The 22,211-nt window shown below is 60.7% G+C and carries 22 protein-coding genes and 1 tRNA gene; 10 read left to right on the top strand and 13 right to left on the bottom strand.

The window, feature by feature from the left end:
- Positions 1–464: 464 nt before the first annotated feature.
- Complete coding sequence (locus BM177_RS19420) at positions 465–842, top strand: hypothetical protein (RefSeq protein ID WP_139223494.1); 378 nt, start codon at positions 465–467, stop codon at positions 840–842.
- A 38-nt stretch (positions 843–880) separates the two neighbouring features.
- Here BM177_RS19420 and BM177_RS19915 read toward each other — a convergent pair whose 3' ends face one another.
- From BM177_RS19915 to BM177_RS03270, 8 genes are all read right to left on the bottom strand, one after another.
- Complete coding sequence (locus tag BM177_RS19915; RefSeq protein ID WP_175492481.1) at positions 881–1,108, bottom strand: hypothetical protein; 228 nt, start codon at positions 1,106–1,108, stop codon at positions 881–883.
- Positions 1,109–1,257: 149 nt separating this feature from the next.
- The gene (locus BM177_RS03300) at positions 1,258–2,097 is read right to left on the bottom strand and encodes a hypothetical protein (protein ID WP_091677893.1); all 840 of its coding nucleotides are present in this window, start codon (positions 2,095–2,097) and stop codon (positions 1,258–1,260) included.
- Entirely contained in the window at positions 2,084–2,563 is a 480-nt protein-coding gene (locus BM177_RS03295) for a hypothetical protein (RefSeq protein ID WP_139223493.1), read from the bottom strand. The genes BM177_RS03300 and BM177_RS03295 overlap by 14 nt, the downstream gene beginning before the upstream one ends.
- 416 nt (positions 2,564–2,979) lie before the next feature.
- The gene (locus BM177_RS03290; RefSeq protein WP_139223492.1) at positions 2,980–5,445 is read right to left on the bottom strand and encodes a primase-helicase family protein; all 2,466 of its coding nucleotides are present in this window, start codon (positions 5,443–5,445) and stop codon (positions 2,980–2,982) included.
- A 174-nt stretch (positions 5,446–5,619) separates the two neighbouring features.
- Entirely contained in the window at positions 5,620–5,919 is a 300-nt protein-coding gene (locus BM177_RS03285; RefSeq protein ID WP_139223491.1) for a helix-turn-helix domain-containing protein, read from the bottom strand.
- Positions 5,920–6,020: 101 nt separating this feature from the next.
- A complete protein-coding gene (locus BM177_RS03280) occupies positions 6,021–6,578 on the bottom strand; it encodes a hypothetical protein (RefSeq protein ID WP_091677879.1) in 558 nt (185 codons plus the stop codon).
- Positions 6,578–7,789: a tyrosine-type recombinase/integrase gene (locus tag BM177_RS03275; RefSeq protein ID WP_091677875.1), complete on the bottom strand. Its 1,212-nt coding sequence runs from the start codon at positions 7,787–7,789 to the stop codon at positions 6,578–6,580. The genes BM177_RS03280 and BM177_RS03275 overlap by 1 nt, the downstream gene beginning before the upstream one ends.
- 138 nt (positions 7,790–7,927) lie before the next feature.
- Positions 7,928–8,017: transfer RNA gene (locus tag BM177_RS03270), tRNA-Ser, on the bottom strand.
- 365 nt (positions 8,018–8,382) lie between these two features.
- On the opposite strand from BM177_RS03270, the gene BM177_RS03265 reads away from it, so the two are divergent.
- The 5 genes from BM177_RS03265 to rimO all read left to right on the top strand — a co-directional run bounded on the left by BM177_RS03265 (position 8,383) and on the right by rimO (position 13,896).
- Positions 8,383–9,102 (top strand): outer membrane protein, encoded by a 720-nt coding sequence (locus tag BM177_RS03265; protein ID WP_091678729.1) that lies wholly within the window; start codon positions 8,383–8,385, stop codon positions 9,100–9,102.
- Positions 9,103–9,340: 238 nt separating this feature from the next.
- Positions 9,341–10,147, top strand: coding sequence for an outer membrane protein (locus BM177_RS03260; RefSeq protein ID WP_091677870.1), 807 nt, complete (start codon positions 9,341–9,343; stop codon positions 10,145–10,147).
- Positions 10,148–10,439: 292 nt separating this feature from the next.
- A complete protein-coding gene (locus tag BM177_RS03255) occupies positions 10,440–11,246 on the top strand; it encodes an outer membrane protein (RefSeq protein WP_091677866.1) in 807 nt (268 codons plus the stop codon).
- A gap of 359 nt (positions 11,247–11,605) precedes the next feature.
- Positions 11,606–12,415 (top strand): outer membrane protein, encoded by an 810-nt coding sequence (locus BM177_RS03250; RefSeq protein WP_091677861.1) that lies wholly within the window; start codon positions 11,606–11,608, stop codon positions 12,413–12,415.
- A 113-nt stretch (positions 12,416–12,528) separates the two neighbouring features.
- Positions 12,529–13,896 carry a 30S ribosomal protein S12 methylthiotransferase RimO gene (rimO, locus tag BM177_RS03245; RefSeq protein WP_091677858.1) on the top strand — a complete coding sequence of 456 codons (1,368 nt, stop codon included), beginning with the start codon at positions 12,529–12,531 and terminating at the stop codon, positions 13,894–13,896.
- A 135-nt stretch (positions 13,897–14,031) separates the two neighbouring features.
- Here the strand turns inward: rimO and mltG are convergent, their stop codons facing one another.
- From mltG to fabD, 5 genes are all read right to left on the bottom strand, one after another.
- Positions 14,032–15,861, bottom strand: a complete 1,830-nt coding sequence (gene mltG / locus BM177_RS03240; RefSeq protein ID WP_091677855.1) for an endolytic transglycosylase MltG — start codon at positions 15,859–15,861, stop codon at positions 14,032–14,034.
- Positions 15,862–15,979: 118 nt separating this feature from the next.
- Positions 15,980–17,242, bottom strand: a complete 1,263-nt coding sequence (fabF, locus tag BM177_RS03235; protein ID WP_091677851.1) for a beta-ketoacyl-ACP synthase II — start codon at positions 17,240–17,242, stop codon at positions 15,980–15,982.
- Positions 17,243–17,356: 114 nt separating this feature from the next.
- Complete coding sequence (locus tag BM177_RS03230) at positions 17,357–17,596, bottom strand: acyl carrier protein (protein WP_091678727.1); 240 nt, start codon at positions 17,594–17,596, stop codon at positions 17,357–17,359.
- A 276-nt stretch (positions 17,597–17,872) separates the two neighbouring features.
- Entirely contained in the window at positions 17,873–18,610 is a 738-nt protein-coding gene (gene fabG / locus BM177_RS03225) for a 3-oxoacyl-[acyl-carrier-protein] reductase (protein WP_091677847.1), read from the bottom strand.
- Positions 18,611–18,635: 25 nt separating this feature from the next.
- Positions 18,636–19,589, bottom strand: a complete 954-nt coding sequence (gene fabD, locus BM177_RS03220) for an ACP S-malonyltransferase (protein ID WP_091677843.1) — start codon at positions 19,587–19,589, stop codon at positions 18,636–18,638.
- Between the two features lie 278 nt (positions 19,590–19,867).
- Here fabD and BM177_RS03215 point away from each other — a divergent pair, with 278 nt between their 5' ends.
- The 4 genes from BM177_RS03215 to rpsR all read left to right on the top strand — a co-directional run bounded on the left by BM177_RS03215 (position 19,868) and on the right by rpsR (position 22,144).
- A complete protein-coding gene (locus BM177_RS03215; protein ID WP_091677840.1) occupies positions 19,868–20,608 on the top strand; it encodes an outer membrane protein in 741 nt (246 codons plus the stop codon).
- A 202-nt stretch (positions 20,609–20,810) separates the two neighbouring features.
- Positions 20,811–21,227, top strand: coding sequence for a hypothetical protein (locus tag BM177_RS03210; protein ID WP_091678723.1), 417 nt, complete (start codon positions 20,811–20,813; stop codon positions 21,225–21,227).
- Positions 21,228–21,455: 228 nt separating this feature from the next.
- On the top strand, positions 21,456–21,902 hold the full coding sequence (rpsF, locus tag BM177_RS03205; RefSeq protein WP_091678720.1) for a 30S ribosomal protein S6: 447 nt from the start codon (positions 21,456–21,458) through the stop codon (positions 21,900–21,902).
- On the top strand, positions 21,902–22,144 hold the full coding sequence (rpsR, locus tag BM177_RS03200) for a 30S ribosomal protein S18 (protein WP_091677836.1): 243 nt from the start codon (positions 21,902–21,904) through the stop codon (positions 22,142–22,144). Before rpsF ends, rpsR begins: the two co-directional genes overlap by 1 nt.
- The last annotated feature ends 67 nt before the right edge of the window (positions 22,145–22,211 follow it).

Raw genomic sequence — 22,211 nt, 5'->3', positions numbered from 1 at the left:
CGGAAGAGGTGTCCGCCTTAGCACATTGATATTACAATGACTTCATCTCTTGGTTTGCCATAGCCCCACTTTGAACCCCACTATCTGCTGGTGAGCAATTCCACAAGACGGGGTTATCAGGAGTACCATCGGCCAAACGATACGATCTTTCGTCGCCGCGCGAACGCCTCTACCTCACGCGACAAAGCTTAGCCGCTCCTTCCTCTCACTGTTCGTAGTCGTAACCGGCGACTTATGCATAGAGCACGCCTCAATGGCGGATTAGGGTCGGTCCCACTGCCTTGCACGACGAAAGTTCGAAGGCAACCGGGCTCGGACCCTGCCCAGAAGAAACTTCTGCCCTCGCTCCATAATCGCGCGTGCTTTTCGAATTTCTGGCGAGGTTCACGAAGAATTGGCCAGTCAATTTCCTAGCGAGGGCGTAGAGCGTATGGATCGCCTCCAATTCGAATGGAGCAAACCAAATGATTTATAGTAAAGCTTTAGCTATCAGCATTTTCCTGGTTCCTCTTTTGATTCTCGCCCAAACCGACGGTGCCAGTGCGGACGCTGATACTGTCAAGGTGCAGTACGGTTACCAATCAAACGACGCAGGGGGCAGCTTCGGCACCGGCAGAGCATCGGGTGGTGGTTACCAATCAAACGGCGCAGGCGGCAGTTTCGGCACGGGTAGAAATTCGGGCGGCGGTTGGCAATCAAACGGCGCAGGCGGCAGCGTCGGCACCGGCAACAATGCTGGCGGCGGCTGGCAGTCCGATGGTGTAGGCGGAGCATATGGGACGGGTTCTAATAGCGGACACCACTGCTTCTCGAACTACGCAGGCGGCGTGAATTGTAACTGAGGCGCGGCGCGAGACAACCACGGCTTTCTCCAAGCGTGCTACGACCTCGGTCCCGATAGAAAGCGGCTGCGCGCCAGCATCCGCGCCCGCCCGCTAATATCCGCGCGGCCCTCAGTGGCGTCTTCGCGCTGCAGTAGCGCTACGGCGTCCCTTAAGAGGCCGCAGCCCGCTTCGGCGCGCAGGTAGGTCTCTTCACAGCGCCGCGCCTGCTCCGCCGCGTAGCGGGCTCCCTCGATCGTGTGTGGGCTTGGGCGCGGACTCGCCACTTGCGTAGCCGCAGCCCGCCACTGCTCAAGCTCCCGAAGAGCCAGAGGACGGAGCCGCTCATGTGTCTCTATGAACGCCAGCAGAGTTCTGGCTTGCTCCGCGCGCGTTGAACGCTGCGACTTCATCAGCGCCTCTCCTATAATAGAGGTTAGAGGTCTAGCTTGTTATAGCCCGCGCGGCGAGTGCCGGCAGCGAGCTTGCGTGCCAAACGAAGCGGAGGCCCATGCGCGATCCTATGTTCCTTGCTGATATTCCTGGCGAGCCATTTCGGCACGACGGCCGTGTGCGGCGGATCGCCCAAAAGGATCGACTGCGACTTCGGAAGACAGACTTCGTTCGGCGTGACTTCGCCGTACCTGTCAGGAGGGCTGGCCACCTGCACGAACACGGCGGCGGCGGTCTCATGGACTACGTCGACGATAGGGACCTCGCAGAAGGTTTCCTCCAGCGCCTCTCGGCCCCGGTTAGTCAAAGCCGCAAGCTCATCACGTATCGGCGTCGCCGTGAGGCGCGGCGTCTCAGGCGCGCGGCCTTGGGTACGCCGGTTATAGCCCGTCGTCCTCGGCAAATCCTTGTCCTTCGCGAGCCGGTCAGGATAACAAACGGCATAGTGCGCGCCGTCGCGAACAAGATTGAACGCGGACTTCGGCAGCCATATTTCGCGGCCATCGGCATAAACCTCGAAACAAACCGCTTTAGGTCTCTCTCGCAAAAACGTGCAGGCGAGCCCGCCAGCCAGGCGCGGGTCGCTGAACGAGGGATCGCCCCAAGGCTCATGCGCACGGGGCGCGTCGGCCCGCGGTGCGTCGATGGCGTCGAGCCAAGCGAACGAGTCCGGCGTCGTCTCCGAAGAGGGCGGCGCTGGCGTCGGATCAAGGTCGAGCTTGCGGTACAAGTCTGCTAACGCAGCGTCGTCAAAGGGCGCGTCGTCGACATCTCTGCCTTCGTCGTCAATGACATCGTTAATGTCGTCGTCATCGTCGCGCATCTGAACCTCCTGTTACGTCCAAAGGAGCGTTGCGTGATGCTTTGGCCGCGTTCCATTCCGCGAGTAGACGCGGGAGAATCGATGCGGTCTGCCGCTTCAGCGCATTCTCATCGAGTTTCAAGCTATTCACAATCGCCGACTGCGCCACATTCGCGAGCATGGCGTTGTGCTTATGCTGGAGCGTAGTCTCGGGGGCGACGACATGGCCCGAAACCGCAGCCTCGATCTGAACCAACTGCCCGAGTTCAAGCAAGGCATTCTGACGCTGCAAGGCGTCCATCGTCGGCAACGCATCAACGATCTGGGTTCGGCGGAGCTCAACATAGGCCCGACAGCGCGCTTGCCCATCGTCGGCAGGGCTGACGGAGGACGGCGTCGGATCACAGATAGGCAGCGCAGGCGTGTCGTCGGCAAAATCCGCCCAGCTCGGCCGAGGTGGCAGCGGGATAGGCTTCGCACGTTCCACGCCCCCGCTCTCGATGGTAGCGCCGAGACCCATGTAGGGGTCCAAGACAACAGCTAAGGGAGAGCTAGGTTCAGTCATTCTCACCTCGAATAAGTATGGCGGCGCTTACCGCTGGCCGCACTGGCCACTGGCCAAGGTCGATTTGTACTACGGCTATTGCGTGCAGCTGCCCCCTTCAGTGCGAGTGTGCTGTCGTAACAACCCATCGAACTAATTTTACCCTAGTGGTAGTATTTTACCTTGTCCACCTTGGTCACCTAGAAATTTCATATAAGAAACAAGGTATTAGCCAGGCCAAGGTCGTTGCGGGGACCTTGGCCAAAATCGGCGGGGCTTGACCAGAATAGCACAGCTTCGGCTGGCCAAGGCTGGCGCTCGGTTCGCTACCCCTGACCAAGGTCCCGGCGTATCGGACCTCACTTCGCCGCCTTCCGCAGGCTCTGTTCGAGGTATTTATTCGCCCATTCCTCGGGGCCTTTCCCCCGCCACACGTTCATCTCACCGACCGCGTATAATGTCTTCCGCCCCGCGCTTTCGCGCTTGCCCTCGCGTTCGATCCAAGCCCTGATCCGGCGGCGCGGAGCCCCCGCTCGCGTCAATGCTCGCACCAAGGCCTGCTCCGCCCGCTTGTCGCCCCGCTCGCCTACGCCAAGGAACTCCACCAATAGCTCGCGGAAGTCGCGGAGCGGCGCGGCATCCTCGCCCTGTCTGGCAGCCTCCGCGTCGTCAACGATGAGCTCATCGACAAAAGCCTCCGCTGGCGACCTACTCGCCTCGGCCATCAACGTTTTCCCGGAGGTGAGGGGGGCGGGCGCATGGATTGCAAAAGCGTCGCCGTCAACCTCATGCAAAAAGTGGAAAAGCATCGCCTCCTTGCCGCCACGGTCGTACCAGTTTTGCAGCGCTTGGGCCTCCGCCATCGACATGGGCTCTACGTCGTGTTGGACGATGAAAGGCCGCCGCTCTTTATCGTTTCGGATATATAGGGCGTTATGGTCGTTAGCGGTAAAGTATAGGTCTAGGTAGTTCTCAGTCGAGAATGCGGGTTTCCCCTTTGGGTTTATTTGTTGGACCTCCATGGAAGTCATGGCCTTCAGCCGGTTCGCCGTGCTTTTCTTTTCCTTTAAGGAAACTTCTTCGCTCATGGCGAAAAGAATGCCGTCTGCCTTCCAGTCATCGAAGCTGCTTTCCACTTCGCGGTCGGTTATAATTTTTCCATGCTTGCCGTAGAGGCCGACGATAAACTTGCCGAGTTGGGATTTGCCCGTGCCTTCTGCGCTGGTGACAATCAAGACATAAGAGGGGACCTTGACCCAAGGCTTCTGAAGTTTAATCGCGATGCGCCAAGTGAGATATCTGATCTCCTCCGGGTCGCCACCGCAGAGCTTACTTATCAGGGCTTTGAGGGGCTCTACGTCGCCCTTGACAGGCTCGCAGCCCCATCCCTGCCACAGGTTCACAAGGATGCCGCCCAAGGGCTTGCCCTTGATGTCTTTATCGACGAAGGGACCGTGCCCCGGCAAGAACTTTCGGCCCGCGAGTTGCCGCCGGTTCGGGGAGGTAAACCAAAGATTGTAGCCTGAGACGCGCTTCGTCTTTCCATTGTCACCCTCGCTTACGATGGATCGCGCAGCCGTGGCGCCCATCATTTGTTCGCGGCTTCGGCTCGTCATGAATTTCAGGTCGAAAATGATCTGTTCATCTTCAAGCCATGCCCATTGTTCGTTCAACACATCAACTAGGTCAGGTGATCGGCTGGCGGCTTCGGCTTTGGCGAAGACGGGGAAGCTCGTTTGCGGCGCGATCCAGCCGCCCTGAACCGCCGCGAACCGGATTGAACGCCACGTTGTGCGTTCTCCAGTGTAGTTACGTGAAACGCAGTCTAACCATTGCTTGTCGAAATCAGCGTCGTTGTACAGAGTAGAACCGGCGTAGCGCGTCGATTTGGAGTCGTCTTGCGCAAATCCGCTCGACCATTCGCGACAAATGGCTTCGGCTTCGCGCTGTATCGCCTCGTCGCCCCCCGCCAGATGAGCCATCGCCGCGAGGTGTGGCCACCACTCCGGACGCGGCACGTTGGATGAGACGAACTTAAGCATATCCGCGACGAGCGGCAGAAGCTCTTGGGCGGTAGGCGCCTCGATCGCGTTAGCAAAAAGATGCTCAGTCTTCGCGGCGAGCTTCTTCATTGTCTCCTGTTCGCCGCATTCCTTGAACACACCCGAGAATGGCATAATTTTACCGGAACGTGTTGTCTGTTGCGTTTGTACTAACGCCAAGGCCTGCTCGCGCGTGTTGCATTTCAAATAATCTTTGGTCGGGGACCCTTTGACGAGGGTCGGCTCCCCTTTTTGGTGCGGAAAGCCTGGAAGGCGCATGACACGCGGCAAATCGCAGACGGAGGCGTCCGACCCAGTAAAATCGATTATCGCCTTTTGCAGGGGCCTAAACTCATCGAGCTTGATGTTTTCCACCAGCCAATAGGCGTGGAAGCGCCCCTCGCTTGACACCGTCACCCATGAGGGTTTGAGTGGTACGCGTTCGATGTTTTCCAGCGGCGCTCCGTCGAGATCGGCGAACAGCGCGCGCACGCGGACAACGTTCCCCGAGCTGCGCCCAAGAAGGTTCGTCTCGTTGACCGTTACGAAGACGCCCGCGCCAACCTGCGAAAGGCTACATAACTCATCCCAAACCTCGGCGAGTCCGCCATGTAGCACTCTGATGAGGTGCATGCGCTTTGAGGGACTGTCATCAAAGGTCTGGAATGAAAACGCGCTCGCCTCCGGGTCAAGTACGCGCAAGAAACGCTCGGTTTGCGCGCGATTAACTTCCCAACGCGCTTGAGTTTCTGTTGGTTTTTTGCTAATATTGTGATTGTTCATCGTCGGATTCCGTCGCAAGCCTCGCTTTCACCAGCGAGGCTTTGCGTTTTCTATGGGCTCCTTCCTTTCGGGGCGCGGTAACGTGCGCCAAGCGCTAGATCAGTTTCGGAGATGCTGACCAGGGCACGTTTAACGTTTCGTGCAGCGGGGCCTCTAACGGTGGCCAGCCGGTGCTTACGACGCCTGTATGCCGCTTTTAGGGCTCTCGCCTGGCGCTGGGTTGTTCGGAGCCAAGCGATGCTCTGCGCCGAAGTGATTATCGGATTTCAGCGCGGGTAGCGCGTCAACAAAGCGCTTCGCTTCGTCGCAAGGGATCAACGTCCGGCCTCCAAGTTTTATCGCCTTGAGGTCACCGCTCGCAATCAGTTCATAAGTGGTGCTCCGGCCTACTCCGACCGCGTCGCACCACTCCCGGATCGTATAGCAAAGTTTTTCCCGCCATTCATCTGGGGAGTTGGTAGGGCGCTTGTTCAAGATCGTCTCCTTTTGGGTTTTTATCGGACACGATCAACAAGTGGCCTAAGACGTAAGTGCGAAAAAGGGACCCCCCGTTTGAATACGTTTTAAGGCCCGGATTACGAGATCATCGCGTCCTTTGGGAGGCTTCCTCTTGCCGACGCGCCTTGGCGTTCGCGCTTCATTTGGCCAAATTTCGTCTTTTTCGCGCGGTCGTATGCGCTTTTGGCTTGAGCCGGCGTGGGCACCCAGTCCGCCGCCGGTGCCGCTGCTTCATCAAGTTGGTCGCCTAGGCCAAGCTCCCTTACGGCCCGCTCCGCATCTGTGAACGGGATATCTTTCACGCCCTGATCATCGAGGATTCTTAAGGCTGCGAACATGGTCTCCCCCGCCTTATGGGCTTCGAGAAACCCCTTTATTGTGGCCACTTTTTTTGCGCCCTCCACGTGCTGCTCGTCTACGGCGCGCGTTAAGTGCCACACGAAGAACGGCGCTATTTCCGGCCGCCGCCCTCCTTTGCGCCGAAGCATGGGCTTCCCCTTCTCCTTTCGGCGTCCGGCGGAATAGCCTTCGTCGAAAATGCATGACAACAACTTCACAAAGTCATCGCCCCGCACGTGCGTAAACTGCTCCGGGTTCATGCCGTGCGGCGCGAGCCATTCTTCGAATTTTGTCATCACGCTCGCCTCAGCAAGGGTGTTAAAATGTCATTCTCCGGAGGATTGCAAAAGTTTGCCCAGAACTCCATCAGCTCGCGGCGTTTCTCAAGAGCATCTCCCCTTCGGTACGCGCGTTCGGTTGCATCGCCGGAGACGTGCGCCAGCGCCGCCTCGGCCACTTCGCGGGGGAATGACGTCTTCTCGCCGCACCAGTCCCGGAAGCTCGATCGGAAGCCGTGCACGGTCGCCCCAGCGTTCATGCGCCGAAGCACCATGTCAAACGCCATCGTCGAAAGAGGTCCCCGTCCGCTGCGACCGGGGAATATGAACTCGCATGTCCTGGCAGCGCCCATCTCCTCGATGATCCGGATCGCCTCTTGCGAAAGCGGCACGCGGTGCTCTCGCCCGCCCTTCATGCGGCCAGCTGGGATCGTCCATACCCTTGCATCATGGTCGATCTCGCTCCAGGTCGCGCCGAAAACCTCCCCTGATCGGGCGGCGGTCAGGATCAGGAACTGGATCGCCGACGCAGTGACCCCGCCATAAGACCGCAAGCGCTCAAGGAATGCTGGAACGTCGCCAAACGGCATCGCCGCGTGGTGCCCCCGCCTTAAAATCTCAGGTTTTGGCAAAAGATTATCGAGGTGCCCCTTCCACCGCGCCGGATTGGGAACGCCTTGCTCGATATCCCCGTAAGCTCGCGCCGCATCAATTACTGCTTCGATTCGCCCGCGAAGGCGGCTGGCGGTTTCGGGCTTGGCTCGCCAGAGCGGTTGGAGGGTAGCCAGCACCGCCGCCGTATCGACCTGCTCGACCGGCATCGAGCGCAGGGGCTTAGCGTACTCCGTCAGCGTCATGCGCCATTGCGCGGCGTGCTTGGCGTTCCGCCAACCTGGCTCATGCGCCGCGATGTAGTCGTCTGCAGCTTCTCCGAATGATCGGAAGCGCCTCTTGTCCGGCAAGGTCCGCTTGGCCTCCAGCGGGTCAAGTCCACCCGCCAGCAGCGAGCGCGCCGCCGTCGCCTTCTGTCGGGCCGTTGCTAGGGAGACGTCGCGAGCCGATCCTAGCCCCATCTCGACGCGCTTGCTGGCGCGAACGAACATGAATGCCCACTTCCGCGCGCCACTCTTTGTAATGACGAGATAAAGCCCGCCGCCGTCGGCATGTCGGCCGGGCGTCGCGATGGTCGCGGCGGTACGCGCGGACAGTCTGTTTAATGATCTTCCCATGACCGGACCCCACTTCCAGCCCCACTTCTAGCCGTGGATTGGGGCGGGTTGAAATGGAGATATGCGGACGCTTGTGGATTAACACAAGGGGAAGATTGGAGAATTTCGGATGATGGCGGGCGGCAGCGGATGTGGGTCTGGCGGAAGAGGTGGGATTCGAACCCACGGTGGACTTGCACCCACGGCGGTTTTCAAGACCGCTGCCTTAAACCACTCGGCCACCCTTCCATCGCGAGGCCCGACCAGGCCAAGCCTCTTTTACCCTTGTTTCAACTTGCCACAACCCCGTCGCGCCGCCTCGAACGCTTCAGGAACGGGCCGCTCACCCTAACCGGCCAGGCCCGATCGCCGCAACCCGCGACGATCCCCGCGTCTACGAATCACGCGGGAAGCCAGCCGATTCCTTAAAGACTTCGGTAAGAGGTCGGCCGCTAGATTAACCCGGCGTTCGGCAATGCAGACGCGGGCGACGCTTTGGCGGCATGAGGAAATCATCTTCTCCCGGCGCCGCCGAGGTTCGCGCCAGGGCGCGCCCCGCGCCGCCAGACTTAGGCAAGCGCGCCTCGACATATTCGGCTTTGAATGGAGAAGACATGATCCGAAGATTGCTGTTATCCGCCGCAGCTTGCGCGGCCGCGGCTGGGTCGGCGGTCGCCGCCGATCTTCCTTACCGTGAGGCGCCTCCGGCCTATATCGCGCCAGCTTTCAGCTGGACCGGCCTCTACCTTGGCGGCCAGATCGGCTTCGCCTGGGGCCAGGACAATTTCTCGGGCTACGGCCCCGGATATGCGTTCACGGGCGTGAACTCGAACCCCAGCGGCGTCGTTGGCGGCGCTCACGTCGGCTATAATTACCAGATCAATCAGTTCGTGATCGGCCTCGAGGGCGACGTAGAGGGGCTTTCCTATGGAAAATCATACCTTTACGGGAACACGTATTACAATTCGCATATCCCGGTTCAAGGATCGATCAGGGGCCGGCTTGGCTTCGCCCTCGACCGCGCCTTGTTCTATGTGACCGGGGGCGGCTCCTTCGCCGACTTCAACACGACCTATCAGGCGCCCTACGGCTTTAGTTCGTTCAATCGGAGCGTCGCGGGCTGGACCATCGGCGGCGGGATCGAATACGCCATCACCAACAATTGGACCGCGAGAGCCGAATATCGTTACGCCGATTACGGCTCGTTCACCGATTACCCCAATGCTTTCCTAGGGCTCACCGCCGCCACACATCACGAAACGACGAACGCCGTGCGGCTGGGTTTCAGCTATAAATTCGATTCTTTCGGCCCAATGCCGATCGGAGCCCGATAGAAAAACTCTGACCGAAAGGTCGGATTTTTGTCTTCCGCCAAAGGGAAATTAACGGATTTGCAACGCCTGCGCGGTCCGTCAGCCCAATTTTCGTTCACCCCAATTCGCTTTTGTTGCATCCAAGCCACAGCGTCCGGGATAGTGCCCGGGGAAAGCCCAAATCACCCGAAATAGGGTTGTGGCGAAGCTGCGCTGGAGTAATTTGCCGGTGCTTCAACTTCCGGAAAGGAGAAAGCCAATGCTTCGTAAACTTCTCATGGCCTCTGCGGGAGCGGTTGCTCTCGCCACTTCAGCGATGGCGGCGGATCTTCCGTCCCGCGCTCCCCCGCCAGTCTATGTTCCCCCCGTTCCGATCTTCACCTGGACCGGCGTCTATGTCGGTGGCCAGATCGGCTACGGCTGGGGCACCGCCAATGGCAGCCTCGGCGATTATTTCGGCGATTTCATCAGCGCCTCGACCAGCTATAACGGCGTCATCGGCGGCGCTCATGTCGGCTATAACCTCCAGCTGAACCAGTTCGTCATCGGCCTCGAAGGCGATGTCGACGGCACCAGCATGAGCAAGTCCGGCACCCACTTCTTCACCCCCTACGGCGGCCTCGCCCAAGGCTCCACCAGCTTCAACGTCAGCCACAGCGTCGAAGGCTCGATCCGCGGCCGCCTCGGCTACGCCTGGGATCGCGTCCTCGTGTACGCCACGGGCGGCGTCGCGTTCGCCGGCTTCAACGGCAACGCCTGCAGCAACTTCAACACCATCGACACCGGCGAATTCTTCGGCGGCTGCGCCAGCAACTCCGGCACCCGCGTCGGCTGGACGGTCGGCGGCGGTCTCGAATACGCCGTCACCAACAACTGGTCGGTTCGCGCCGAATACCGCTATTCCGACTTCGGACATGCGACCCAGTACGCCAACTCGTGGGACTTCCCGACCCTCGGCGCGCTCGGCGCCTACGTGAACCGCCACTTCACCGAAAACCGCGTCCAGGTCGGTTTCAGCTACAAGTTCGACCTCGCCCCCCCGGCTCCGGTCGTCGCCAAGTACTGAGATCGGTTCGTTCGGGTTTACGCCTGATAATGAACGCACAGGAAAACCCGGCAACATGTTGCCGGGTTTTCTAGTCAAGTAACAAAGCGTTGAGCATAAACAGAAAGAATTTTCCTTTAATTTATAATTTAGGTTTTTCTCTCCAGATTGCTCGGCCGCTGACATGTTGTTTTTTTGACACAAGTAAGGCGAATATCGCTCGTGTCACCATATTTCGGACATCAAAGGATTGTTGAAAGTCTGAAATAGAGTAAATTCATCCCGTCTGATTAACCTCGAAAGGTTCACGCTAATGCTTCGCAAACTTCTCCTTGCCTCCGCTGGAGCGCTCGCTCTCGCTGGCTCCGCCGTCGCGGCCGATCTGCCGTCCCGCGCTCCCCCGCCAGTCTATCTCCCCCCCGTTCCGATCTTCACCTGGACCGGCGTCTACGTCGGTGGCCAGATCGGCTACGGCTGGGGCACCGCCAATGGCAGCCTCGGCGATTATTTCGGCGATTTCATCAGCGCCTCGACCAGCTATAACGGCGTCATCGGCGGCGCTCATGTCGGCTATAACCTCCAGCTGAACCAGTTCGTCATCGGCCTCGAAGGCGATGTCGACGGCACCAGCATGAGCAAGTCCGGCACCCACTTCTTCACCCCCTACGGCGGCCTCGCCCAGGGCTCCACCAGCTTCAACGTCAGCCACAGCGTCGAAGGCTCGATCCGCGGCCGCCTCGGCTACGCCTGGGATCGCGTCCTCGTGTACGCCACGGGCGGCGTCGCGTTCGCCGGCTTCAACGGCAACGCCTGCAGCAACTTCAACACCATCGACACCGGCGAATTCTTCGGCGGCTGCGCCAGCAACTCCGGCACCCGCGTCGGCTGGACGGTCGGCGGCGGTCTCGAATACGCCGTCACCAACAACTGGTCGGTTCGCGCCGAATACCGCTATTCCGACTTCGGACATGCGACCCAGTACGCCAACTCGTGGGACTTCCCGACCCTCGGCGCGCTCGGCGCCTACGTGAACCGCCACTTCACCGAAAACCGCGTCCAGGTCGGTTTCAGCTACAAGTTCGACCTCGCCCCCCCGGCTCCGGTCGTCGCCAAGTACTGAGATCCAGCCTCCGGGCTCGATATCTGACCAGTAACAAAACCCGGCCTCGCGGCCGGGTTTTTGCGTTTTTCGGCCTCGCCCCGAGGAGTTCAGCCCTGAAGCATATTCCGATCGGATTGAATCAATCCAATCGACAAGAATATGCTCAAATCTTTGACTCTGGAGCGATTTCTGATCGATCGCATGAAGTCATGCGATCGGAAAGCTCTCTAGCGCGGTGTATTGTTGCCGCCCGGTCACAGTCGTCTGAATAGCGTCCTGACAAGGCCTTGCGCCGCGTATTTGGTGTTGTTGAACATTTGAATCGGCGTAATTTACCTCTGTAAGAAATTTTCAGAGAATGCTTGAGGGAGAAAGCTATGTTGCGTCGGTTTCTGTTGGCATCGGTTGGCGCCGCTGCCCTTGCTGGATCGGCCTTCGCCGCCGATCTTCCTTCCCGCCCCGCGCCCGTCATCGCGCCGCCCCCGCCGATCTTCAGCTGGACCGGCCTCTATGTCGGCGGCTCGATCGGCTACGCCTGGGGCAACGATCACGCCGCGCTGTCTATACCGGGGACGCCGGATGTCTTCGTTCCCGGAGTTCCCGGAGGAGAATTCCCAATTCCTGGCTTCATTATTCCAGGAACGCCCTCGGTCTATCATTCCTACGGTGCGAACCCGGGCGGAGTCATCGGCGGCGCCCAGATCGGCTACAATCTCCAGCTTGGTCCGTGGGTGGCCGGCCTCGAAGGCGACGTGAGCGGTCTGAGCCTCGGCCAGACGAAATACGCCGGCTTCGCCTACAACGACAACATCAAGTCGAACATTCAGGGTTCGATCCGCCTGCGCGCCGGCTACGCCATCGACCGCATCCTGCTTTACGCGACAGGCGGCGCCGGATTCGCCGGGATCAACACATCCTACGCGAGCCCCTTCGGCTACGACAGCATTTCACGGACGCGGACCGGCTGGACCGTCGGCGGCGGCGTCGAATATGCCGTCACCAACAACTGGACGATCCGGGCTGAATACCGCTACTCGGATTTCGGAGCCTTCAACGATTACTTGATCAACTCCAGCCCGATTCTCGGGACGTATGCGCGCCACCACCTGACTCAAAATCAGGTTGAGGTCGGATTTAATTATAAGTTCGACTCCTTGCCGCCCGCGCCCGTCGTCGCCAAGTACTGATCAGTAGTCTTAACTCTCCATCTTCACCCGGCCCTCGTGGCCGGGTTTTTTATGGGCCGGACACGGAAGAGGCTTCGCTTGCGCGGCGGCCCCCGCCATGCGAAGGCACGCTCATGACGTCCAATTCAGCGCAGGTTCCCGAAATCTCCCCGCAGCAGCTTCAAGGCGGCGAGGCGCCGCGAATCGCTTTCGTCTCGCTGGGATGCCCCAAGGCGCTCGTCGACAGCGAACGCATCCTCACCCGTTTGCGGGCGGAAGGCTACGAGCTGTCAAAAACGCACGAGGGCGCCACGGCGATCATCGTCAACACCTGCGGCTTTCTGGACAGCGCCAAAGCCGAATCATTGACCGCGATCGGCGCAGCAGCGGCTGAAAACGCCAAAGTCATCGTCACCGGATGCATGGGCGCGGAACCCGACGCCATCCGGACGCGATTCCCGGATCTTTTCCGAATCACCGGACCACAGGATTTCGAATCGGTCATGCAGGCGGTTCACGCGGCGGCGCCCCCGCCTCACGATCCGTTTATCGATCTGCTTCCGCCGCAGGGAATCAAGCTGACGCCGCGGCACTACGCCTATCTGAAAATTTCGGAAGGCTGCAATAATCGCTGCTCGTTCTGCATCATTCCAAAGCTGCGCGGCGATCTTGCCTCCCGCCCGGCGGCGGACATCCTGCGCGAGGCCGAGAAGCTGGTCGCGGCGGGCGTCAAGGAACTCCTGATCATCTCCCAGGACACCAGCGCCTATGGGCTCGACCTGAGATATTCCGAGAGCGCTTTCGACGATCGCATGGTGCGGGCGAAATTCATCGACCTCGCCCGCGAACTCGGGCGGCTCGGCGTCTGGGTGCGGCTGCACTACGTCTATCCCTACCCGCATGTCGATGACGTGATCGAACTTATGGCGGAAGGCTCTGTCCTTCCCTATCTCGACATTCCCTTTCAGCATGCGAGCCCGAAAATTCTGCGGGCGATGAAACGTCCTGGCGATCAGGACAAGACGCTGGAGCGGATCCGCGCATGGCGGACGACGGCCAAGGATCTGACGATACGATCGACCTTCATCGTCGGCTTTCCCGGCGAAACCGAAGACGATTTCAAGTTCCTGCTCGACTGGCTTGCGGAAGCGAAGCTCGACCGCGTCGGCGCCTTCAAATACGAGCCCGTCGCAGGCGCCGCGGCCAATTCCCTCGGCTTCGAACCTGTGCCGCCCGAGGTTCAGGACGCGCGCTTCCGCCGGCTGATGGAGCAGTGTCACGCGATGAGTGCGCGCAAGCTAAAGGACAAGGTCGGCGCGCGATTGCCCGTCATCATCGACAAGGCCGGTCCCCGCGCCGCGGAAGGCCGCTCGAAGGGCGACGCCCCCGAGATCGACGGCGTGGTGCACGTCGCCTCGAAGCGGCCCTTGCGGATCGGCGATATCGTGACCGTGAAAATAGACCGTTCCGACGCCTATGACCTTTACGGAACCGCCGTCTAGAGCGCTTTCCGATCGCATGAAGTCATGCGATTGATCAGAAATCGCTCCAGCGTCAAAAGCTTGAGCATAATCTTGTCGATTGGATTGATTCACTCCAATCGGAATATGCGTTCCCGCGCCGGTCCTTCTGCGGATTTATTTCATCGCCGGCACGGTTTTGGGATAATTGAGGTCGTAGGTCTTGTTGCGAAGCGGATCGAGAGGCGTGCCTTCGGAAACATCCACGACGCGGGCGCGTCCGGGAGTTCCGGCATTCTGCGGAGCGGGCGCGGCGGCCGGTTCAGGCGGAAGTTCGTCTGCGCCTGGCGACAGGCCGAATCGCGCGGCATGGGCCTTCTGCTCCGCACGCCGGGCGGGCGAGATCGGGAAAGTCGCTGTTTCGACCCGGGCGTCCTGCGGTTCCGACGCGCTCACCGGGCCATCAAGCGTTTCCGCGGGCGAGGCCATCACGCCGCGGACGCTGATGCCAAGATCGTCAAGGCCCGGCCCCATGGTGAAAGCGCTGAACGCAGCCGGCTGACGCCCCGAGTCCACCTTTCTGGTCGACCCCTTCTTCGCCGGCGTTGCGGGCGATGGAGCGGCCTTGTCGATGGCGGCGAAGGCCTGCGGATCATTCGGAGCCGGCGCGCCGTCTTGAGACAGAAGCTGGGCCTCGAACGAATCGCCGAGCGAGCCATAAACGGTAGGCTCCGTCTCGAGCTCGCCTCTTTTGTCGCCGCGAGACGGAGCCGAGGGCGCCGCGGGCGCGGGAGGCGCAGCAAGCGGAGCCGCTTCAGGCGATAATTTGTCGGGCTCGGGCGCGGATTTGTCCAGCCGTTCCTTCGCCTCCTTGTCGATCTGCCGCCATCTCTGGACGTTGCGGTTATGCTGATCGAGATTTTCCGAAAAAACATGTCCGCCGGAGCCGTCGGCGACAAAATAAAGATCATGCGTGCGCGATGGATTGGCGACGGCCTCGAGGGCGGCGCGGCCGGGGTTGGCGATCGGCCCCGGCGGCAGACCATCGATCGTATAAGTATTGTAAGGAGTCGGCTTTTCGAGTTCGGATCGCGAAATCCCGTGCCCCAGCGTGCCTTTACCGCCGACGAGGCCATAGACGATCGTCGGATCCGACTGCAGCCGCATCCGCTTGACGAGGCGGTTGAGGAAAACGCTGGCGACGCGCGACCTCTCGTCGGCTTTTCCGGTTTCTTTCTCGACGATCGAGGCGAGGGTCACAAGCTCATGCGGCGAATGCAAGGGCAGATCGCTGACTCTGCGCGACCAGATCTGATCGACGATCCGCTTCTGATCATCCTGCATTTTCTTGATCAGGTCGGCTCGAGCCGTTCCACGCGCGACCTTATAGGTTTCAGGCAGCAAACTGCCTTCTTTCGGCGCATCCTTCAGGTCGCCGACGAGGAAATCGCTTTCGAGCAGACGTTCGACGATCTGCTGGCTGGTCAGACCCTCCGGAATCGTGACGGCGTGCAGGAGTTGCTTGCCGCTGACCAGCGTGTCCATCACTTCCTGCAAGCTGGCGTTCTGTTTGAAAAGATATTCGCCCGCCTTGACCTTCGAGCGGTTGCCTTCGACGAGGAGCGCGACGTTCAGCGCAAAGGGACTGTCGATCACGCCTTGCTGCTCGAGTTCGCTGATAATATCGGGGAGCTCGGCGCCGGGCGCGATGTACAGCACCTTGTCGGCGGCCAAAGGTCCCGGCTCGCGCATGCGGTGCTGGCTCCAGACCAGCCCCAGCATCGCGCCGAACGCCGCGATCAGGAGAAAGGAAAGGATGCCGCTGAACGCCGAAAGCGCAGGCCGGCGGCGACTCGGCGGAACCGAAGGCGGTTGCGGCACCGTTTCGGGCTGAAGCGCCTCATTCGGACTTTGCGGGGCGCGCCGGCTTCCAAACAGACGGCTTGTGCCTTGATTCGTCTTGCGCGGCGCGGAGTCTTTCTGGAACTCTGGCGGGATATCGCCCATCACTCAACTCGCTGTTTGCCCGCCGAATGCGACCTGACGAAGCCGGTCACTTGGACTCGAAGAATATGGCGAATTCTGGTTCCGCGCCCGAATTCGCCACTCACTCGAGGCGCGGCGCTTATCCGGCGCGTTTGAAGATCAAGCAAGCGTTGGTGCCGCCAAACCCGAACGAATTGGAAAGGACACACTGCACCTCCCGGGCGCGGGCCTTATGCGGAACAAGATCGATACGCGTCTCGACCGAGACATTATCGAGATTCAGCGTCGGAGGGACGATCTGGTCGCGAAGCGTGAGGATCGAGAAAATCGCCTCGACGGCTCCGGCGGCGCCGAGGAGATGGCCGATCGCGGATTTGGTGGATGACATTGACAAGGAGTTTACGGCGTCGCCAACCAGCCTCTGAACCGCCTGCAACTCGATCTCGTCGCCAAGCGGGGTCGAGGTGCCATGCGCGTTGATGTAATCGATTTCGGACGGAGAGATTCCCGCCCGCTTGATCGCCGAAGCCATCGCCCGGAAGGCGCCGTCTCCGGTCGGTTGCGGCGCGGTGATATGATAGGCGTCGCCCGACATCCCGTACCCGACGAGTTCGGCATAGATTTTTGCGCCGCGCGCGAAGGCGTGGTCATAGGATTCGAGAACGACGCAGCCGGCGCCTTCGCCCATCACAAAGCCGTCCCGGTCGCGATCGTAGGGCCGCGAGGCCTGTTTCGGGCGGTCGTTGAAACCGGTGGACAAGGCGCGGCAGGCGGCGAATCCGGCGATTCCGATCCGGTTGATCGCTGATTCAGCGCCGCCCGCGACCATGACCTCGGCGTCCTCGAACGCGATGAGGCGCGCCGCATCGCCGATCGCATGGGCCCCCGTCGAACATGCGGTCACGACGGCATGATTCGGACCTCGAAGCCCGTGCTGGATGGAGACATAGCCTCCAGCCAGATTGATGAGACGGCCGGGAATGAAGAAGGGCGAGACCCGGCGCGGACCTTTCTCGTGCAAGACGATGGCCGTTTCAGCTATGCCGCCGAGTCCGCCGATTCCGGATCCGATCAGGACGCCTGTCCGGATCTGATCCTGATAGGTTGTCGGTTTCCAGCCTGCGTCCGCCAGCGCCTGCGTCGCCGCGGCGACGGCGTAGAGAATGAAATCGTCGATCTTGCGCTGTTCCTTGGGCTCCATCCAGTCGTCTGGATTGAAGGTCCCCTCGGAACCATCGCCTCTTGGGATCGGCATCGCGATCTTGCAGGCGAGATCAGACGTATCGAACGTGTCTATCACACGTGCGCCGCTCTGGCCCGCGATCAAGCGGCTCCAGGTCGGCTCAACTCCGCAGGCGAGCGGCGACACCATGCCAAGACCGGTAACGACTACCCTTCGCATCTTAGGACCTGGTCAACATGTCGCCCCGCACCGAGGCCGCCCGACGGCTCCGTTAGCGCTAATTCCATCGAAAAGTATTGGAAACAAGTCTTGCCGGCTCGTCCCGCCTGGGCCTCAGGCAGTGGTCGCCTTTTCCAGAAACTTGACCGCATCGCCCACGGTAACAATGGTCTCTGCGGCGTCGTCGGGGATCTCGACGCTGAATTCTTCTTCAAAAGCCATGACCAGCTCAACTGTATCCAGAGAATCTGCACCAAGATCCTCAATGAAGTTGGCATTGTCGACGACTTTATCGGCATCTACACCGAGATGCTCTATTACGATCTTCTTTACGCGCTCGGCGACATCGCTCATGGTCGTTTTATCCTCGTCCTCACTATTTCGCCGACACAAGCCGACACCGTTGCTTAGTTCTGGGTAGAGACATGCCCATACAACCGGAAAACTCATCTATCAAGGTCGTATGAACGCTTATCAAGGTCGTATGGACGTGATGAGGATCAAAGTCCAGCACGTCGCTCCGACCACCCCCGCAATGATTGCCGCCTGCTGCTCGACGAAGGTTGGTAACATACTTCGATCACGTTGGCGAGAGCCGGCGCAGCCGACCCGCCATACACACTAACATCTTCAAATCATTGCCATTCCTCCATTCACATGGAGGGTTTGACCGGTTACGTACGCGGCCTCGGCGCTGGCCAGATAGACCACGGCCGCGGCGACTTCCGCGCCGGTTCCAAGGCGGCCCATCGGCACGGCCGAAAGGATCGCGGCCTTTTGTTTTTCGTTCAGGACGTCGGTCATCGGACTTTCGATAAATCCCGGCGCGACGCAATTCACGGTCACGTTCCGGCTCGCGACTTCGGCGGCGAGGCTTTTCGACATGCCGATCATTCCCGCCTTGGAGGCGGCGTAATTGCCCTGCCCCGGATTACCGGTCACGCCGACGACGGAGGTGATCCCGACAATCCGCCCGTAACGTCGCTTCAGCATCCCTTTCAGGCACGCGCGCGACAGTCGGAAGGCTGCGGTCAGATTCACGTTGAGGACCGTGTCCCACTCTTCGTCCTTCATGCGCATGAAGAGATTGTCTTTGGTGACTCCTGCGTTGTTGACGAGAATGTCCACGCTTCCCATCGCCGCTTCGGCCGCGGGGACAAGAGCCTCGACCGCCGCCTTATCCGACAAATCGCAAGGCAGCGCATGCGCGCCGCCTCCAAGGTCGCGCGCGAGGTCTTCGAGCGCCTCCCGGCGCGTGCCGGAAAGGGCGACGACGGCGCCGCGCGCATGCAGCGCGCGGGCTATCGCTTGTCCAAGCCCGCCGCTCGCGCCCGTGACGAGTGCGGTTTTTCCCGAAAGATCGAACATGAAAACTCCAACGCGGCGGCGCGGCCTAGGCCTGGGCTTTATAAAGGTCGATGTCGGCCGGCGTTCCCACCGGAAGCCCCGACGCCGTATCAGTGATGCGCTTGATCAGACCGGAGAGGACTTTGCCAGCTCCGCATTCGACAAAGAGCGAGACGCCCCGGTTCGCCATGAAGACCAGGCTTTCGCGCCAGCGCACCGCGCCGGTCACCTGAGCAACGAGCAGACGCCGGATTTCCTCGACATCGACGACGGGCCTCGCCAGCACGTTGGCGACGAGCGGAACGCAGGGAGGCTTGATTTCCGCGTCGGCGAGGGCCGCATTCATCGCTTCCGCGGCGGGATTCATAAGGCGGCAGTGAAACGGAGCCGAAACCGGCAGGATGATGGAGCGCCGGCCGCCGTGGGCTTTGGCGATCTCGATGGCGCGATGGACGGCGGCGCTCGTGCCGGAAACGACAATCTGGCCGCCCCCGTTGTCGTTGGCGATCTGGCAGACCTCGCCCGGGGCGGCGTTCGACGTGGCTTCGTCGACGACCTTCGCGGCGGTCTCGAAATCCAGCCCGAGAAGCGCCGCCATCGCGCCGGTTCCGGCCGGAACCGCGTTCTGCATGGCCTCGCCGCGCACGCGCAAAAGCTTTGCGGTCGCAAATATGCTGAGCGATCCTGCCGCGGCGAGCGCGGAATATTCTCCAAGCGAATGCCCGGCGACGAAATCGGCGTCCTTGCGAAGATCGAGTCCGGCTTCCGATTCGAGCACTCGAATGGCCGCCAGACTGGCCGCCATGAGGGCTGGCTGCGCGTTCACGGTGAGCGTCAGCTCCTCTTGCGGCCCTTCGAACATGAGGCCCGACAGATTTTGCCCGAGCGCGTCGTCGACTTCGGCGAAAACAGCGCGGGCTTGCGGAAACGCCTCCGACAGCGCCTTGCCCATGCCGACCGACTGCGACCCCTGCCCCGGGAAAACGAAAGCCTTCGTCATTCCGTCCCACTTTTGTTATTTTTCGAGGAGGAGCGAGTGACACCGCAGCCCGCGCAAGTCAACCCGCCGCTTTACATTTTCGCTGACGGGCGGGCTCCAAATGCAATCGGCCGGGCGCAAGGATCTCCGCCGCAAAAATGCAACAGGTCGGCAAATTCAGACGCATGCGGGGTCATTTCGGCGCTCCGCCGCTTGCCACCTTTTGATGCGATGCTAACACTGGATCAAGACAGCAACGAAGAAATTTCGAGACATCAAAGCATACGGGGAGGAACTCCATGAGACACGAAATTCTGCGCAGCCTGGCTGGATCGATGGTCGGCCTTTCACTTCTGGCGGGATCCTCCGCCATGGCCGCCGACCTCGCGCCCGCGCCGATAGCGCCGCCGCCTGTCTTCACCTGGACCGGGGCCTACGTCACCCTTCAGGTCGGCGGCGCATGGAGCCAGACCTCAACCACCGCAAACGCTGGCTGGAATACGAGCTTTAATGGAGCTGGCGCCTTCGGCGGCCTCAATGTGGGATACAACCTTCAGTTCAACTCCTTCGTGCTGGGGCTTCAGGCGGAATACAATTTCGCCGGGGTGACCGGAAACACGTTCGCCTATCCGCTGGGCGTGACCAATTCCATCCGCCAGTTCGGTTCGGTTGACGGGCGGCTCGGCTACGCTTTCGACCGCGTGCTCGTCTACGCGATCGGCGGCTTCGCTTACGGCGACATCCGCCATACGATGACGCCGGCGATACCGTTCGCGACAGGAACTCCCGGCCACGTTCTCGATTTCGGCTCAAGCGCTTACGGCTGGGATGTCGGCGGCGGTCTCGAGTACGCCTTTACGAACAACATCACCGCGCGGGCCGAATATCGCTACTACAACTTCGGCACCAAGGGGTTCACCGAGTCAGTCAGCCTGCTCGGATTCCCCTACCATACGGTGAAAGAGACAATGCAAACCGCGCGCGTTGGTCTGACCTATAAGTTCGGCGCTCCCGCCGCGCCGGTCGTCGCGCGCTACTGAGCCGACGCCATCTCTGGCTTAAGGAACGGGCGAGCCATTCGCGGCTCGCCCTTTTTTTGTCGTGACGTCGTCCCGCGAACAGCGCCGACCGTCGTTAAGTTAAATCGCCTGATCTCAAGTCGACTGGTTGTGCTTGCGCCGACCGCCCCTCCTCGACAAACTTCATCGTCAAGCGAATCGGTCTTTGTCGGGGCCCGCGATCATGCCCGAAATTCCAGGAAAAGCCTGCGGCGAATGCAGTCTGTGCTGCAAGGCTCTCGAAATAACAGAATTGGTCAAACCCGCCGGAGACCTCTGCCGCCACTGCGCCGACGGCGGGGGCTGCGGGATCTATGCGGCGCGGCCGGGCGTCTGCCGCGAATATGAGTGCCTCTGGAAGGGCGACCGCGCCCTGACCGCGCAAATGCGGCCGGACCGCACCGGCGCCATCTTGATGGAAGATCCCGAATCGGACGAATACCGCGCCGTTTGCGATCCGTCGAAGCCGCTCGCCTGGCGAACGCCCCTCGTCTTCAAGCACCTTGTCGCCAAGGCCCGGAGCGGAAGGCTGGTCGTCGCCAAGGCGGGGCTGAGATCCTGGCGCATTTACGCCAGCGGCGAATGGGGCCCCTGCGTCTGAACCTTGCAGCGCGGAGGAGCAATTCGAACGTTCCGCCTTGCGCGCGAGCAAAATCCGGGTATAAACCGCGGTTCTCAGCTTCGGCCGGAGGCTGAACGGAAGACTCGCTCGTCGAGTTGATCGGTTGACGATCATGTCCGGTGTCTCCGCCTTCGTATGTCTGGTCGAGCCTTTCCCGGGCTCGAAGGGCTCGGCGCCGAAGCTCATATCGAAAGAAAGGCAAGCAGCATGGCTCTTTACGAGCACATCTACCTTGCTCGTCAGGATATTTCCGCCCAGCAGGTGGAAACGCTGACCGAGCAGTTGAAGGCGACGATCGAATCCCTCGGCGGCAAGATCGAGAAAGTCGAATATTGGGGCGTCAAATCCCTCGCCTATCGCATCAAGAAGAACCGCAAGGCGCATTTCTCGCTTTTGAACATTGACGCGCCGCCGGCGGCCATTACCGAGATGGAGCGACAGGAAGGCATCAACGAGGACATCATCCGCATCCTGACGATCCGGGTCGAGGAGCTCGAGCAGGGCCAGTCCGCGATGATGCGCAAGCGCGACGACGACGATCGCGGCGACCGGCCCGACCGGGGAGACCGCCGAGGCCCGCGTCCGGATCGCGGCGACCGGGGACCAAGACGCCCGCGCGAGGACGCCGGCTTTAGCGACGAGGGGAGCTTCTGATGACCACCGCCGCAGCGCCCCGCCGTCCGTTTTTCCGTCGCCGCAAGACCTGCCCTTTCTCCGGAGTCAACGCCCCGAAGATCGACTACAAGGACACCCGTCTCCTGTCGCGCTACATTTCCGAGCGCGGAAAGATCGTGCCTTCTCGCATCACGGCGGTGTCCGCCAAGAAACAGAGAGAACTCGCCAAGGCGATCAAACGCGCCCGCTTCCTTGGCCTCTTGCCATATGTGATCCGCTGACCATCTAAAGACGGTCGCGCCAAGCTAGGCCGCGTCCGTCTTTGAAGATCGACGTCCGCTCGATCGG

Source organism: Methylocapsa palsarum (genome assembly GCF_900114285.1).
GTDB lineage: Bacteria > Pseudomonadota > Alphaproteobacteria > Rhizobiales > Beijerinckiaceae > Methylocapsa > Methylocapsa palsarum.
This window is presented reverse-complemented; position numbering and strand designations above follow the sequence as displayed.